General features: G+C 38.3%; 15 protein-coding genes. 10 read left to right on the top strand and 5 right to left on the bottom strand.

The window, feature by feature from the left end; all coding sequences use genetic code 11:
- From purH to ABFC98_06100, 5 genes are all read right to left on the bottom strand, one after another.
- Positions 1 to 1,378 (bottom strand): bifunctional phosphoribosylaminoimidazolecarboxamide formyltransferase/IMP cyclohydrolase (gene purH / locus ABFC98_06120; GenBank protein ID MEN6445606.1); only part of this gene is annotated, 1,378 nt, incomplete at its 3' end.
- Positions 1,375 to 2,457, bottom strand: coding sequence for a YihY family inner membrane protein (locus ABFC98_06115; protein ID MEN6445605.1), 1,083 nt, complete (start codon positions 2,455 to 2,457; stop codon positions 1,375 to 1,377). The genes ABFC98_06115 and purH, both read right to left, overlap by 4 nt.
- Positions 2,457 to 3,692 carry an ABC transporter permease gene (locus ABFC98_06110; GenBank protein ID MEN6445604.1) on the bottom strand — a complete coding sequence of 412 codons (1,236 nt, stop codon included), beginning with the start codon at positions 3,690 to 3,692 and terminating at the stop codon, positions 2,457 to 2,459. The genes ABFC98_06115 and ABFC98_06110 overlap by 1 nt, the downstream gene beginning before the upstream one ends.
- On the bottom strand, positions 3,673 to 4,356 hold the full coding sequence (locus ABFC98_06105) for an ABC transporter ATP-binding protein (GenBank protein ID MEN6445603.1): 684 nt from the start codon (positions 4,354 to 4,356) through the stop codon (positions 3,673 to 3,675). The genes ABFC98_06110 and ABFC98_06105 overlap by 20 nt, the downstream gene beginning before the upstream one ends.
- A gap of 638 nt (positions 4,357 to 4,994) precedes the next feature.
- A complete protein-coding gene (locus ABFC98_06100; protein ID MEN6445602.1) occupies positions 4,995 to 5,786 on the bottom strand; it encodes a caspase family protein in 792 nt (263 codons plus the stop codon).
- 269 nt (positions 5,787 to 6,055) lie between these two features.
- On the opposite strand from ABFC98_06100, the gene rplM reads away from it, so the two are divergent.
- The 10 genes from rplM to ABFC98_06050 all read left to right on the top strand — a co-directional run bounded on the left by rplM (position 6,056) and on the right by ABFC98_06050 (position 15,404).
- Complete coding sequence (gene rplM, locus ABFC98_06095; protein ID MEN6445601.1) at positions 6,056 to 6,484, top strand: 50S ribosomal protein L13; 429 nt, start codon at positions 6,056 to 6,058, stop codon at positions 6,482 to 6,484.
- A gap of 12 nt (positions 6,485 to 6,496) precedes the next feature.
- Positions 6,497 to 6,883, top strand: a complete 387-nt coding sequence (gene rpsI / locus ABFC98_06090; protein ID MEN6445600.1) for a 30S ribosomal protein S9 — start codon at positions 6,497 to 6,499, stop codon at positions 6,881 to 6,883.
- Between the two features lie 148 nt (positions 6,884 to 7,031).
- Positions 7,032 to 7,850, top strand: coding sequence for a 30S ribosomal protein S2 (rpsB, locus tag ABFC98_06085; protein MEN6445599.1), 819 nt, complete (start codon positions 7,032 to 7,034; stop codon positions 7,848 to 7,850).
- 59 nt (positions 7,851 to 7,909) lie between these two features.
- Positions 7,910 to 8,509: a translation elongation factor Ts gene (tsf, locus tag ABFC98_06080; GenBank protein ID MEN6445598.1), complete on the top strand. Its 600-nt coding sequence runs from the start codon at positions 7,910 to 7,912 to the stop codon at positions 8,507 to 8,509.
- 44 nt (positions 8,510 to 8,553) lie between these two features.
- A complete protein-coding gene (gene pyrH / locus ABFC98_06075; protein ID MEN6445597.1) occupies positions 8,554 to 9,282 on the top strand; it encodes a UMP kinase in 729 nt (242 codons plus the stop codon).
- A 32-nt stretch (positions 9,283 to 9,314) separates the two neighbouring features.
- Entirely contained in the window at positions 9,315 to 9,869 is a 555-nt protein-coding gene (gene frr, locus ABFC98_06070) for a ribosome recycling factor (GenBank protein MEN6445596.1), read from the top strand.
- 437 nt (positions 9,870 to 10,306) lie between these two features.
- Positions 10,307 to 12,154 (top strand): T9SS type A sorting domain-containing protein, encoded by a 1,848-nt coding sequence (locus ABFC98_06065; GenBank protein MEN6445595.1) that lies wholly within the window; start codon positions 10,307 to 10,309, stop codon positions 12,152 to 12,154.
- Positions 12,155 to 12,292: 138 nt separating this feature from the next.
- Positions 12,293 to 12,697, top strand: coding sequence for a spore germination protein GerW family protein (locus ABFC98_06060; protein MEN6445594.1), 405 nt, complete (start codon positions 12,293 to 12,295; stop codon positions 12,695 to 12,697).
- A 3-nt stretch (positions 12,698 to 12,700) separates the two neighbouring features.
- Complete coding sequence (locus tag ABFC98_06055) at positions 12,701 to 14,422, top strand: M3 family oligoendopeptidase (protein MEN6445593.1); 1,722 nt, start codon at positions 12,701 to 12,703, stop codon at positions 14,420 to 14,422.
- Position 14,423: 1 nt separating this feature from the next.
- Positions 14,424 to 15,404, top strand: coding sequence for a lipoate--protein ligase (locus ABFC98_06050; protein ID MEN6445592.1), 981 nt, complete (start codon positions 14,424 to 14,426; stop codon positions 15,402 to 15,404).
- Positions 15,405 to 15,688: the final 284 nt, after the last annotated feature.

Raw genomic sequence — 15,688 nt, 5'->3', positions numbered from 1 at the left:
CGGAGGCACAAACTGAGCCCTCTAAAGCGTGGTTAAATTTTTTAGCTTTCCAGATAGCTAAGTAAACGGAATCAATGCGAGAAGTTTGTCCACAACCAAGCCCTAAAACCCTATCTACATTAGCGATGGCAATGGCGTTGGATTTTAGGATGGAAACAGCTTTCCAGGCATAGATAAGAGCTTGGAAATCTTCCGAAGTAGGTTGTTTGGCGGTAACTATTTTCCATCCTTCCATGGATTCGTTTACCAGATCCCAATTCTGAGCTAAATAGCCAAAAGTTAATGTTTTAATTTCGAAAGGGTTAATAGGTTTTGCCAACAGAGCAAGGTCGTAGCGAATTAGGCGTCGGTTTTTCTTTTTCTGTAGAAATTCCAGCACACCCGGTTCAAAATCAGGAGTAATAATGATTTCGGTAAAAATGTTATTGATCAGGGTTGCCGTTTCCATATCCAGGGAACGATTCACAATTACAATTCCCCCAAAAGGCGCTTCCGTATCTGTTGCAAAAGCTTTTGTATATGCCTCTGCTAATTTTTCCCCACTGCCAATGCCGCAAGGATTACAGTGTTTTACAATAATGACAGTTGGTTCACTAAAAAGACGAATGGCTCTTAGGGCAGAATCAATATCCATTATGTTATTGAAGGATAATTCCTTGCCATGTAAAACTTCCCAACCGGCATTAGCATTTGTATAAAAACCGGCATTTTGATGAGGGTTTTCACCATAACGCAAATTTTGATTTAGCGAGGCAGAAATGTTTAACTGAAGAGGGATGGCGTCTTTGGCTACAGTTTCTTTTTCCGTAAAATAAGCGGCAATTTCAGCATCGTAATCCCTTGTTTTGCTAAATGCCTTTTTTGCCAGATAAGCGCTATAGTCCTCTGGCAAAGTAACATTCTCTTTTAGAAGTTCTAATGTATGATCATAGTCCTCAGGATCAACCAAAACAGTAACATTTCTATAATTTTTGGCTGCGGCTCTAATTAAAGTCGGACCGCCAATATCTATATTTTCTATCATCTCTTGTTCACTGGCATTTTCTTTTTTACGAACAGCGGCAAAAGGATACAAATTTACGGCTACAACATCTATGTGATCAATATTCAGCTCCGCAAGCGTTTTTTCGTGAGAGGGATTTTGTCGGTCTGCCAAAATTCCGGCATAAATAATTGGATGCAGGGTCTTAACTCTTCCTTCCAAAATTTCCGGAAATTTGGTAACTTCAGACACCAATACTACTTGCTGACAGAATTTTTTTAAGTAGTCAGCCGTATGTGAAGTGGAGAGAATAGTGTAGCCAAGTTTTTCCAGTTCCACAGCCAAATTTTCGATGCCGGTCTTATCGGAAACGCTAATTAACGCATATTTTTTCATTTATCTTCTTCATCCTCGTTTAAAGTATCGACCATTTTTTGGAGGTCTTTTTTGTCTAATAGCCCTTCCAGACGCTGATTTATCTTTTTATTAGTAAATAGTTCCATCGTTATTCGCACTGCATTATGAGGTTCTTTAGTTAAAAAATTACCCGTTTTTTTATTCTCAATCACACTTACCAAAACCATTCCTCCCAGAATGATCGCCCAGTTGATATATATCCACATCAGAAAAATGGGCAGCACTGCCATCACTCCATAGAGCGCTTGATAATTGGTTAAGTTATATATATAAAAATCAAATGCGGATTTGCCAATCACCCAGATGACCGTTGTCCAAAAAGCACCTCTAAATAATGCCCCACGCTGAATTCTTACAGATGGCAGTAACATATACAAAAACATTATAGCTAAAAACTGTAACACAAAAGGAACAACTACCATAACCCATTGTAAAACGGCGGAATTTAACAAACGCGAAATAATCGGAAGAGACGAACTGGAAAATAGCAAAACGATAATTAGCAATCCAAAAACAATTGTGCCGAAAAACTTCACTAATTGTGTTATGGTATCCAATGAGGTCTTCAATTGCATACTAAGAATGCGGTCAAAAGTACTTCTAATTACAGTAAACAGTGAATATGAGCTAATAAGTAAAATAACGAAATTGAAAATGTTAAAGCCGACTTTGGGCATAATAAGTTTATCCAAAAAGCTTATTATGGCATTAGCCGAACTGGGAATGAAGTTCTGAACCACAATTTCTCTGAATTTATCCCGCAAATTTAGGAAAGGTAGGTCCGGAGCCAATAACACCAAAAAATTGATGAAAGGCACAAAGCCCAGAATTGTAATATAAGTTAAGCTGGCAGATTCTTTCAATATACCTTCGTTCATAAAGCGTTGGTAAAAATCCTTCAGAAACTGCCAAACATTTTTTAAAATCAGTTTTCGTTGCTGAGCAACGGTTAATGATTGATATATCTTTTTGAGGTCGGAAATCACAATGCTTATATAGGAATATAACCAAAGAAAGAGTTTGTGCAGAAAACCGCTTTTCTGCTTCTTTTTACTCATTATTCCTCCCTTAAAGCAATTACAGGATCAAGACGCGAAGCCCTAATTGCCGGTCCCACTCCAAAAATAAGCCCCACTCCAATAGAAACCAAAAGCGCCACCCAAATCATTTGAACCGAGGCAAGCACCTCTATTTGTAAATAGGAACCCACTTTCTCCAAAATGGCAAATCCGAATAGTATGCCAAAAACTCCCCCCAGAGATGTAATGAGAATCGTCTGAACCAAAAATTGCAAAAAAATGTCTCTACTTCTTGCCCCCACGGCTATGCGGACTCCAATTTCGCGAGTTCGTTCTCTGATGGAAGCAAGCATAATGTTCATAATTACGATTCCACCTACCAACAAAGATATGACGGCTATTAAAATAAATATTGCTTCCATAATTTTTGCATTTGCCTGCATAGTATCCATTTGTTCTTTGGCAGAAGTAACCTGAAACAACCGTTTTCCGTTTTTTAAGTTCAGAACGATATTTTCCACTTTGCGCCTAAGGTCTTTGGCTGCTTCAGGACTTTTTGCCCTGATGTCTATGGAGCTTATTTTGTTGTCTGGATTGATTTTACTAACCATTGTGGAGATGGGAATGAAACACCGTTTGTTCAAATATTCCAAAGCATTGTCGCCCATTTCAATTTGTCCACCCTGTGATTGCATAAATCTTTCCGCCATCACTCCCACAATTGTAAATTGTTGATTGCCAATAGATATTATTTGACCCAAGGGTTCATCGCTACCAAAAAATTCCTTGGCTACGGTTGAACCAATCACAACTACATTGCTATGCAAATCAATATCTAACTCCTTGATGAATCTACCTTTGGCAATGTCCCACTGTTCCACTTTGACAAAATCGGGCATTACGCCTCTTAAAGAAGTGCTATATCGAATATCACCTTTTGTAATAACGGCTTCCCAATCCTGAACAGTTGGGTTAAATGCTTCCGCTTCCGGAATAAGAGATTGCAAATAACGAATTTCCCTTAAAGTGAAACTCGGATCGCCACCTTTGGAAAAATCATACTGCCAATTTTGTTCCACTTCAATTTTACTTAATCCACCCCGTTCTTCCATCCAGCTTAAAGTGCTTTTATTCATTCCATTTACAATTGCCAGAACCACCATTATGCACATCACGCCCAAAATAATACCTATTACAGTTACAATACTGCGCACTTTACGCATCAAAATATCTGCTATGCCAAGTTTCAGGGATTCAGCTATGGGAATTGCCATCTACTATTTTACCGTCTTTTATTCTGATTATTCTTTCTGCTCTCGAAGCAATTGCTTGGTCGTGAGTAACTATTATAACCGTATTGCCTTGGCTGTGTAAGTCCTTGAAAATCTCCAAGATATCTCCGCCCGATTGAGAATCCAAATTTCCCGTCGGTTCATCAGCAAGTAATATAGATGGATCATTTATAATGGCTCTGGCTATGGCAACGCGTTGTCTTTGCCCACCGGAAAGTTCATTTGGTTTATGTTTCAAACGATCTCCCAAACCTACATTCTGTAAAACAGTTCTGGCTTTGGCGACGCGTTTGGATTGACTCATTCCACCATACATCAAAGGTAATTCTACATTTTTGAGGATATTTAAATGCGGCAGGAGATTGAAGGACTGAAAAACAAAGCCGATTTTACGATTTCTCACCGCCGCTAAAGCCGATTTGGGCATTTTACTCACCAGAATATCATCCAGATAATATTCTCCTTCAGTAGGCTTATCCAAACAACCAAGAATATGCATTAAAGTGCTTTTTCCCGAACCGGATGGACCCATAATGGCAACAAATTCACCTTTCTGAATATGAAGATCCACTCCATTTAGGGCACGGACTTTTACCTTGCCCAAAATGTAATCCTTTACTATGCATTCAGTTTTGATAATATCCATATTTATCTATTTTTCCTCTTATTGCCTTTTCCTTTGGCTTATGCATTATGTCAATGAAAAAGTGCAAATAGTTATCCTGTGAGATAAAGAAAGTGAAAGAGGGAAATGAACAAAAGGAAAAAAAGTTGAATCAGAAGTAGATTTTGCTTCCTTTTATTTGCCATTTTAGCAACATAGTTATTTGTGTTGTGTGGATTGCTTACCCTAACATTTTTTGGCCAGCGTTTCCGTGTTAGCTACAGAAAATGCAAAACATAAACGACGGAGAAAGACATTTATCTTGCCGCAGGCAGCGTCACCTTATGTCTCAGTTACAAATCAGTAACATATCAGTAACGCCGTAACGGCATTGTTACTGATGTGTTACGGTAGCGTTAGAGAGTCCTTTGTGTTACAAGCAATTAGCTAATTTCCAGCGGGGGCGGGGAAGCAAAGAAATTTGGCTATTTTCACCGCTTTGTAAGTTACCCTGAACGGAAGAGAGATTTTGGCTTTTGGAAGGGTTGCAAACTACCTATTTATGTGATGAATAGCTATTTAGTCCCTACTTTTAAGATTTCACATAAATAGGCGGTTAAGCCAAAATTACGAAAATAGGTAGCATTAGTGTGATGGGGTTATTTGAGTTCTATGTTCGGTTACCAAGAAAGTGAACCTCCCCCTATTTTAGGACGAGGAGAAGTATTTTTCCACATTCCTTTCTGAATATTGGTGTTAAACTGAAAGTCCTTCTTTAAAGTGCCCGAAATCCAGGGTTTTTGTTGATAATCTGTTTGCTGCATAATTTCATTGCATAAAACAGGGAAAAATGAATTTAGCCCTTCTTCTGCGGTTGCTATGTGATGTGCCATAGCCATAGAAAAAACGCTTTTCGCGGCAGTATAGTTCGGCACTGTGTATCCTGGATGACAGCTAAAAATAATTACTTGATTGGGAGAAGCGGATTTCATACTAACGAAGGTCTTGGGACTCATTAATTCAGTTTTGGGCTTAACCCAATTTCTGGATGCTTCTACAATTAGGATGGAGGTCTTGGCAATTTTTATTTTATTGCTTAAAGTGGATAAACTGTAACAGGCATTCTCCAATGTGAGCTGAGATGACAAATCCACCCCGGCGGGAACTAAGTAATTGATATTCTTATAGCTTGTCCCATGCCCACTGAAATAAACGACCACCTCATCTTCATCGCTAAGATGAATTGCCAAAGTATCTATCGCTGCCTGCATTGAAGCAAAGTTGGCATTATTGAGGCGCGTGATGTCAAAACCAACTCCTTCCAGAGCTGCCCCGATTGAATCAGCATCGGTTTTAGGACTTTTTAATAATCCATTAGCATAATTCCAATTGGCAATTACCAATGCTTTGCGTTCGGCGAAGGCAAAAACAATCACCAATAACAAAAGACCTGTTAGCAGATATTTTTTCATTTTATCCTTCTTATTTTTTCCTCTATATTCAGTATAAGCGAAAAGCACTATAATGTCAATCAATTTATGCAAAAATAGGGAATTTTAACCGTAAATATGGATAAATGATGGCACTGGTCAATAAGATGTTGAAGTAAAATGACTGCCACTTTGGGCATTTAGTTCGTTGACCTCTATACTTTTCATAAATTGGAAAAACAAATCTTGACACTATCCCCTATTTCAAAATTTTGGCTTTCTGAATAAAAAAAATATGTAAAGGAGAAACGATGATTACCAAAACCCCAAGTCCTGCCGATATTCACCAAAATTGGTATATCGTTGATGCAGAGGGAATTCCTTTGGGTCGTTTATCCACAAAAATAGCTACCATATTGCGTGGCAAGCATAAACCGTATTATGTTCCCAATATTGATACGGGCGATTTTGTAATCGTGATTAACGCGGCAAAAGTGCGCGTAAGCGGTTTGAAATCCTTGCAGAAGTTTTATAAAAGCTATAGTGGTTATCCGGACGGATTGAAGGAAATTCCTTTTGCCAGAGTTATGGAAAAGCATCCGGAGCGTATTATTGAGCACGCCGTAAAAGGTATGATGCCCAAAAATAAGCTGGGACGAGCAATGTTCAAAAAATTAAAAGTTTATGCGGGAGCTGAACATCCACATTCGGCTCAAAAACCGATTGAACTTAACATTTAGGAGAAATATTATATGCAGACCTTTGATGCAGTTGGAAGAAGAAAAAATGCCGTTGCCAGAGTTCGGCTTATGCCAGGGACTGGAAAACGCATTATAAACGATGTCCAGATGAAGAAATATCTTCAGAGAGAAACCTTGGAAATGATTGTAGAACAGCCCTTGCAAACAGTCGGTTTATCCGATAACTTTGATGTTTATGTAAATGTTTACGGAGGTGGTTTAAGCGGTCAAGCAGGAGCCATTCGTCATGGAATTACCCGTGCTTTGGTGGAATATGATGAAACTTTACGCCCTGCTCTTAAAGCCAGAGGTTTTTTAACTCGTGATCCCAGAATGGTGGAACGCAAAAAATCCGGTCGTCCCAAAGCCAGAAAGAGATTCCAGTTCTCTAAGCGTTAATTACTCAAGTTATTTCTATGAGTAATCAACATTTATCCTTAACCCCAAATAAACTTTCGGAAGCTTGCAAGGCGGTGAGGAAAAATTTTCCTCTGAATTGCTTATACCCTCCGAAAGAGATTTAAATAACCGTAAATCAGGAGAAAAAATGTCCGTAGTTACTATGAAACAGTTACTTGAGGCAGGTGTCCATTTCGGTCATCAGACCTTTAAGTGGAATCCCAAAATGAAGAAATATATCTTTATTAAACGCAATGGGATTCATATTATTGATCTTAAACAGACCGTTGATGCCATCAACGAAGCATATCAGTTTATGAAAGAAGTTGCCTCCAAAGGTGAATATATCCTTTTTGTAGGCACCAAAAAACAGGCACAGGCAGCCATTAAAGAAGCGGCTGAAAAAGCAGGTGTGTTTTATGTTAATCAGCGTTGGTATGGTGGAATGTTAACAAATATGGCAACAATTCGTCAAAGCATCGAAAAGATGAAATATTATGAGGAAATTGTTGCGGATGGAACGATTTCCAGCTACACCAAACTGGAACAGCAAAAGATGAAAAGAATGCACGATAAAATTGAATTTTCCTTAGGTGGTATTCGCGATATGGATGCCTTGCCGGGATGTGTTTTTATCGTCGATACAGAATATGAAAAAATTGCCGTTCACGAAGCACGCATTTTGAATATTCCGATTGTAGCTATGGTAGATACGAATTGCGATCCGGATTTGATTGATTATGTTATTCCTGGCAATGATGATGCCACGCGCGCCATTCATTTAATTTCGGATATTATGGCAAATGCTGTTATCGAAGGAAGAGGAATAGCCACTGAAGGTGTAAGCACGGAAGCTGAAACGCCTGATAAATCTGCAGAAGAAAATGAGGATTTTGAATCGCAGTTGGATACCTCAGAAGAAAAAGAAGAATTTGATGTTCCCGAATTGACGGAGACAGAAATATAAAGCACAAAATCGGGGAAGCATACTATAATTAACTTCCCCTAAAAGATAAGGAGATATAAATGGCAGAAATTACCGCTACCCAAGTAAAAGAACTGAGAAACATAACCGGAGCGGGAATGATGGATTGCCGCAAAGCGCTGGTTGAAAAAAACGGAAATGTTGAAGAAGCAATCAAATATTTGCGTGAACGCGGAATCAGTAAAGCCGAAGGTAAGGCAAATCGTGCTACTAAAGAAGGTATCATTCATTCTTACATACATTTTAACTACAGAATCGGAGTGCTTCTGGAACTTAATTGCGAATCTGATTTTGTTGCCAGAACTCCCGAATTTAAAGCATTGGCAGATGAAATTGCAATGCAAATTGCAGCTACCAATCCTTTGGCTGTAAGCCCCGAACAAATTGACCCTGCCATCCTGGAAAGGGAAAAAGAAATTGCTCACAATAAAGCGGTTAACGAAGGGAAAAAACCCGAAATTATCGAGAAAATTGTAGAGGGAAATCTAAGAAAATTCTGCGCCGAACATTCTCTTATGGAGCAGGAACTTATCAGTGATAGCACCAAAACCGTAAAGGACTTGCTTACCAATGCTATCGCTACAACAGGAGAAAATATTCAAGTTGCCAGATTTGTTCGTTTCCAGCTTGGCGGCGAATAGTTAATCCCAGTTAATCTCCTACCTAAATCAGCAGGGGTGAATTAATGAAAAATATTTACCAAAGCGAAAATATCCATCGGCTGGTATTAAAACTATCGGGAGAAGTTCTCTCCGGTAATAAAAAAAATATTTACGATGAAACATTAATTGACTCCCTGACTGATGCCATCATCTCAGTTCACAAGCGAAATTACGAACTTGGCATCGTTTTGGGGGGCGGAAATATTTTTCGGGGTGGTAACTGGCATAATAAAAGTTTGAACAGAGTGGTTCTGGATAGCGTTGGAATGCTGGCAACTATCCAGAATTCTCTCTATGTAGCACAAATTCTTGTTTCCAAAGGTATTGATTGTGCCGTCTTTTCTTCTCTGGCTGTAGATAAAGTGGTTGACCGATATTCTCCGCAATTGGCAACTGCCGCTCTGGAAGAAGGTAAAATCTGTTTTTTGAGCGGAGGAACGGGAAATCCTTATTTTACAACTGATACGGCAGCTGTTTTAAGAGCGGTTGAATTAAAGGCGGATATTGTTTTTAAAGCTACGAATGTGGATGGCTTGTATAGCGCCGATCCTAAAAAAGATCTAAATGCACGCCTCATCAAAAGTGCCAGCTTTGAAGAATGTTTGCAAAACCGTTTGGGAGTAATGGATTTAACTGCTTTCTCCTTAGCTATGGATAATAATATGCCGATCAAGATATTTAACATCAGCACTCCGGAGAGGTTAATTGATGCGCTAATCAATGCTGATATAGGAACCTACATTCACCCCTGAAATGAAGACACTTTTTTACGATAGAGGATTAGATGGAAGAATTAAAAGATAATACTAAAGATAAGATGCAGAAGAGCTTTGAATCAATGCTGCATCAATATTCCAAAATTAGAACTGGACGCGCTACCGCTTCCATTCTGGATGATATTAAAATAAACTATTACGGTCAACCGACACCGATTAAACAACTTTGCAATATTTCCATTCCAGAAGCAAGAATGATTGTAATTCAGCCCTGGGATAAAACTACTCTGGCTGATATTGAAAAAGCGATTTTAGCTGCCAATATTGGCATTACACCTGAAAACGCCGGAAATGTAATTCGCCTACCTTTTCAATCATTAACTGAAGATAAACGCCGAGACCTCGTTAAAAACATCAAAAAAATATCCGAAGATGCCAGAGTGGCAATTAGAAATATTCGGCGAGATGCCAATGAACTGGTTAAAAAAATGAAAAAAGACAGCGAAATCAGCGAAGATGACGAAAAGAAACAACTGAAAGAATTACAAGACCTAACCGATGACTGGATAAAAAAAATAGACGAAGCGGAAAAAGCAAAAGAAAAAGAAATAATGGAAGTGTAAGGGATTTAGCTCACGCAGATTACGCAGATTACGCAGATTTAATAGGTAAGGGATAAACAGGATTAAGAGGATTGTATTTTATAACTGACGATTAGTCGTCTTTAAGTCAAAATCGGCCTTTTCAATGAGATAATTAGTGACATTGTTCAAAGATAGGAAAAAAGTATGAAATTATTTGGAAGATCACAAACAAAACCGATTTTAACTCAAAGAGCGACACAATTATAGCGATGGAGGTGTAAGCCCCTCGATAAGAGAAAAATACGATAATAAAACATTAACTCTCGCCTTCCAAATAAGTCCCTCAGGGCGACACATTTATAGGTAAGCAATAAGGAAATAATAAAATAAAAAAATGCTTGACTTGATCTTGAAGAAATAATATAAAGGAAAATGAGTATATTAGGTTTCGGTTCCTTTCAAAAAGGAGATGGACGATGAAAAACTCCAAAATGCTAATTTGTTTATTTCTGCTTTTCTGCGGAGGGAGTTTGTGTGGCTCCATTACCCGCTATTATACTTTTGACTATTCTACTGCTGAATACAATCCTATAAACGGAATTCAACTTACTTTTCCGGATATGAACAATTATATCAGTTCCGGTATAGAAATCGGTTTTCCTTTTCCCTACTGCGGAGAGATGTATGAATATGTTAAAATTTCTACCAATGGTTTTATCAATCCAGGTGCCACTTGGAATTATGACAGCCCTAATAATCAGTTAATATATGGCATTTATCCTATAATTGCTCCCCTTTGGGATGATCTTAGTTTGGCGGAAGGCAATTTGCAATATGCAACAATTGGCACTGCTCCCAACCGTGAATTTTGGGTTCAATACTCCCATGCTCGCTGGCCCTATAATCAATTTAACTGTTATGTAAACTTTCAAGTAGTGCTTTCCGAAAATGGTAAAATTGAATTCCATTACGGGAACACGAATGGAACTCCTGTAAATTGTTCTGCGTCCATCGGAATTAATATGTCTAATGCGGGAGCGGGCAATTTTTTTAGTATCACTCCTGGAAATCCTCCTTTGGTTTCTACTACACAAGAAAATTATAGTATCAACGAAATTATTCCTTCCGGAATGGTTTACACTTTCAATCCTTTACCTCCTGTGCTTTATGATCTTTCGCTTGAGATAGAAGTAGATTCAATTTATATGAATGGGATATATCACAATTGGCAAGAAAGTTTTGTTCTTCCAGTAACAGTAAAAAATGAAGGAACCGAGACAGTTGATAGCTATGATGTGGTTCTTTTTTGCCAGCAAATGGAGCTTTGTCGTTTAAATGGCATTTCTCTGGCACCCGCAGAAAGTCATTTATATGAATTAGTAGCAACTATTGATTCCAGTGGATGGCAATATTTAACAGCGGTAGCAGAACTTCCCGAAGATGAATATCCGGAAGATAATATTGACGACTATACCTGTATTATCCGCCCTAATCCGGCTACAGGCATCATTGTAGGTGCGGGAAATGAACTGCAAAGAATACCCATAGATGTTTACTGGAAATATTCACTTTACGAAACAATTTACTATGCTGACGAAATTGGTGAGAGCGGGACTATTTATGGCATTAGTTTTTATATGAATTCCACCTTTAGTCACTTTCTGACAGTAAAGGTTTGGGTAGGGGAAACTAATTCAACTGATTTAAGCGAGGGCTGGATTGCGGCAGGAGAATTGACGCCGGTATATAATTCCGATATTAACATACCTGCGGATAGCATTGAAATGTATCTGCCATTTTCAGTCCCTTATCAGTATCATCAGGGCAATTTGTGCCTAATGGCATATCATACACATTCTTATCTGCTTACCTGTTCGGATCCTTTTTTAGCTCAAACGGTTCCCGAAATGAGAGCGATAAAACGCTGGACTGACGCCTATGACCCTGATCCTTATAATCCTCCCGTTTACAATGACTTATATGGTAAAATGCCGAAGACGGCTTTTTATTTAATTGCAACTAACGATATTGATGATGATTATTTGCCCGTGAGTAGATTACTCTCCTGCTATCCAAATCCCTTTTCAGAAACTATAACCCTAAGCTTAAATTTGGCTAAAAGTGAACAGATCTGCTTGGAAATATACAATTGCAAAGGGCAAAAAGTTACGACCCTCTATAACGGCAATATAGAAAAAGGCGAAACTAAAATATCTTGGAATGGTTTAGACAGCAATAACAGGAAAGTTGCCAATGGCTTATATTTTGGTCAGCTGAGAACAAAAGAGCGGTGCGAAAAGGTAAAATTGATAGTGTTGAAATAGAGCATTAAGCTAACTTATAATCAGTTATAGGCAAAGCTAATTAACGAACTTCTGATATCCAATTTAGCGAAAAGTGCAATTGTCGCTTGACAAAAAAAACATAATATATAAAGTAGAAATATGAATAAGGAGTTGGCTATGGATATTAAGGACATCTTTTCCCAAATTCGCTCTATGGTAAATAACGCTATGGGCGGTGGTTTATCTTTTGGGCAACCTTCAAAATTGGGTGATCTTTATGTGATTCCGGTTGCCAGAGTTATTTATGGTATGGGTGGTGGAGGCGACCAACCCTCTTCTGAGCAAGAAACTGAAAATGAAGAGAAAACCGAAACTGATAAAGCGGAAAATAAGACAAAAGTGAAAGTAGCGTTCAGTGGCGGAGGGGGCGTTGGAACTTATAGTAAGCCAGTAGGTCTATTCTCAATTAAGGAAGATAGCATTAAATTCCATCCTGCAATTGATCTTATGGAATTATTGGCGTTAGGAAGTTTTATGACTATATTTATGATAATAATGAAGAAGATGAGGTTTATAAAGTAAGAAATGTTCATAACTAATGAAAAGTTAAGGCAGATGCCCTACGAAAATCTGCCTGTGGATTTTGATGTCTCCTCTTGGGAAAAAGTTAAGGCCTTCTTGGAAGAACTTGTGCAACACGATGTTAGCACTATTGAAAATTTGGAAACGATGTTGTTAAAATATTCTGATCTGCTGAAATGTATGGCAGATGAACTATCTTGGCGTTACATTAAAATGACTGTAAATGCCGATGACAAAGCAAAAGAACAAGCATATAATGATTATTTCGCCAATATTTATGCTCCCGCCGAGGCATATCAGTTTAAAATTAAAAAGCGTTTTTATGAAAGTCCTGTCCGCACGGAATTGGATTCCAGTAAATATAGTTTGCTGAATCAAATATTCAGTAATGATATAAAGCTTTTCCGCGAGGAAAATATCCCCTTGATGATTCAGGAATCGGAATTGGCAAATAAATATGCTGGGATTGTCAGCAAAATGAGCGCTGTTTTTGAAGGCGAAGAAAAGACCCCGGCACAACTTTCCGTTTATCTGAAAGATCCCGATAGAAACAAACGGGAAAGAGCATGGCGTCTTAGGATGAATATGTTTGCCGAAAAACAGGAAGAACTGAATAAGCTCTATTCTGATCTGGTTGCCTTGCGTAATCAAATTGCTTTGAATGCTGATTTTAGCAATTATCGCGATTTCAAACATCAGGAGATGGGGCGGTTTTCATATACTCCGGAGGAACTTTTTGCTTTTCATAAGTCAGTGGAAAAAGTGGTGATGCCTTTTATAGCGGAACAAAACAAAAAAAGGAAAGAGGCATTAAAACTGGAGACATTAAGACCTTGGGATACTGCTGTGGACTTGGATGGGCGCATTTTAAAACCCTTTGAAACGACGGAAGAATTTATCAATAAGTCCCTGAAAGTGCTCTATAAAGTTAATCCCGAATATGCAAAGCAATTGGAAATGATGAAAAATACCGGTCTGCTGGATTTGGAAAACCGTAAAGGCAAAGCTCCCGGGGGCTATAACAGCCCGATTAACAATCTGGCAAGCTCTTTCATATTTATGAACTATGTGAAAATTCATAATGATATTATCACTTTACTGCACGAATCGGGACATGCAATGCATAGCGCGGCTATGGCAAACATCAAAATTGCTCAGTATTTGGAAACTCCTTCGGAAGTGGCAGAACTTGCCTCAATGACGATGGAGCTTTTAACGATGGATTATTGGGACGAATTTTATACCAATCCGGAAGATCTGAAAAAAGCAAAACGCGATCAATTGGAAGGGACATTAAGCTTTCTGCCCTGGTGTATGACTGTGGATGCTTTGCAACACTGGGTTTATTTACATCCAGAACATACCGTTCAGGAAAGGTATGATGCCTTTGTTGAGATTAGTAATCGCTTTTCTTCAGGGGTAGATTGGACTGGTTTGGAAGATTATCGTAAAATTCTGTGGACGCAACAGCTCCACATTTTTGAAGTGCCTTTTTATTATATAGAATATGGAATGGCGCAATTGGGAGCGCTTTCCATCTATATGAATTATCGGCAGGATAAGCAAAAAGCACTAAAACAATACCAAGATTTTTTGAATCTCGGATACACAAAATCCGTAAAGGAGATTTATGAAACAGCAGGGATTTCTTTCGAATTTTCCGAAGCAAGAATTTATGCCCTGGTGAATTTTGTAAGAGAAGAACTGAATAAATTGGAGGATTAAAATGCTTTCTATCTATAGTCCAAGCAATTATGCTCCTTTTAACATTGCTTGTGAGGAATATATTTTAAGGAATTTTCCCGAAGATGTATTTCTGCTGTATATCAACGATCCAAGCATTATTGTAGGCAAACATCAAAATACTTTGGCGGAAATTAATTATGAATGGGTTCACCAACATAATATTCCGGTAGTGCGTCGTTTAACTGGCGGTGGAACTGTTTTTCATGACTCCGGTAACTTGAATTATTCATTTATGGTGAAAGATAATGGAGATATGGATCGGAGTTTTGAACGCTATACTAAACCGATTTTAGCTGTTTTACATGATTTGGGCGTTCCTGCTATTTTAGAAGGTAGAAATGACCTCACGATCAATGGTTGTAAATTTTCCGGTAATGCCAAAACCGTTGCCTTTGGCAAAACAATGCAACATGGAACCATTCTTTTCAGTTCTAATTTATCAGATCTTAGCGCTGCACTGAACCCCCGCGAAGAAAAATTTAACGATAAAGCGGTAAAATCCGTGCAGGCAAGAGTTACTAATGTTTCTCATCATTTGCCCTACCCAATTTCTTTGTCGGATTTCGTTACTTTAGTTAGAGCTAAAGTGAGAATTATGTATCCCGATATTCAGGATTACTTCTTATCTATGAAAGATAAAGAAGAAATCCAAGCCCTAATGAATGATAAATATAGTACTTGGCAATGGAATTTCGGAAAATCGCCGCGCTATAATTTATCCCATTCCATCAGGACGCAAGCGGGGATGATTGAATTTTTCTTTTATGTGAATAAGGGAATTATAGAAGAAGTGAATATTTACGGTGATTTCTTTACTAACCGCGAAATCAGTGAACTGGAAAATGCTCTCCGCGGAATTGAACATAAACCTGCTACTGTGACAAAAGTGCTGCAACAAATGGATTATCAAAGCTTCTTCGGCGAGGTAGATATAAATGAGCTGCTGAGGGCTATGTTTTAATTTTTTTCTCTCACAGATTACACAGATTACGCAGATAATAGGTATGGGATGAACAGGATTTTGGGGATTGCTGGGATTGAATTTTAGAAACAAGGATTTTATTTGCAGAGGGCAGAGAGCTTAGAGAAAAAATAGGTCAGGGATGAACAGGATTTTGGGGATTACTGGGATTGAATTTTAGAAACAAGGATATTAACCAGGCGGCAAAATACAGGAGGGTTGACGTCCTCGTCAACCACAACAAATAAACTTTCAAGCTATCATAAAATAAGGCGGAAACTTGA

The organism is Candidatus Cloacimonas sp., assembly GCA_039680785.1.
Classification (GTDB): domain Bacteria; phylum Cloacimonadota; class Cloacimonadia; order Cloacimonadales; family Cloacimonadaceae; genus Cloacimonas.
The sequence above is the reverse complement of the archived record's forward strand: the minus strand, read 5'-3'. Positions and strand labels throughout refer to the sequence as shown.

Bases quoted from the DNA above. Each gene is read 5' to 3' on its own strand.
- pyrH (MEN6445597.1), top strand. From the start codon at position 8,554: ATGAAAAATATTTACCAAAGCGAAAATATCCATCGGCTGGTATTAAAA.
- ABFC98_06115 (MEN6445605.1), bottom strand. From the start codon at position 2,457: ATGAGTAAAAAGAAGCAGAAAAGCGGTTTTCTGCACAAACTCTTTCTT.
- ABFC98_06065 (MEN6445595.1), top strand. From the start codon at position 10,307: ATGAAAAACTCCAAAATGCTAATTTGTTTATTTCTGCTTTTCTGCGGA.
- ABFC98_06100 (MEN6445602.1), bottom strand. From the start codon at position 5,786: ATGAAAAAATATCTGCTAACAGGTCTTTTGTTATTGGTGATTGTTTTT.
- frr (MEN6445596.1), top strand. From the start codon at position 9,315: ATGGAAGAATTAAAAGATAATACTAAAGATAAGATGCAGAAGAGCTTT.
- ABFC98_06050 (MEN6445592.1), top strand. From the start codon at position 14,424: ATGCTTTCTATCTATAGTCCAAGCAATTATGCTCCTTTTAACATTGCT.
- ABFC98_06110 (MEN6445604.1), bottom strand. From the start codon at position 3,692: ATGGCAATTCCCATAGCTGAATCCCTGAAACTTGGCATAGCAGATATT.
- tsf (MEN6445598.1), top strand. From the start codon at position 7,910: ATGGCAGAAATTACCGCTACCCAAGTAAAAGAACTGAGAAACATAACC.
- rpsB (MEN6445599.1), top strand. From the start codon at position 7,032: ATGTCCGTAGTTACTATGAAACAGTTACTTGAGGCAGGTGTCCATTTC.
- ABFC98_06105 (MEN6445603.1), bottom strand. From the start codon at position 4,356: ATGGATATTATCAAAACTGAATGCATAGTAAAGGATTACATTTTGGGC.
- rpsI (MEN6445600.1), top strand. From the start codon at position 6,497: ATGCAGACCTTTGATGCAGTTGGAAGAAGAAAAAATGCCGTTGCCAGA.
- ABFC98_06055 (MEN6445593.1), top strand. From the start codon at position 12,701: ATGTTCATAACTAATGAAAAGTTAAGGCAGATGCCCTACGAAAATCTG.
- ABFC98_06060 (MEN6445594.1), top strand. From the start codon at position 12,293: ATGGATATTAAGGACATCTTTTCCCAAATTCGCTCTATGGTAAATAAC.
- rplM (MEN6445601.1), top strand. From the start codon at position 6,056: ATGATTACCAAAACCCCAAGTCCTGCCGATATTCACCAAAATTGGTAT.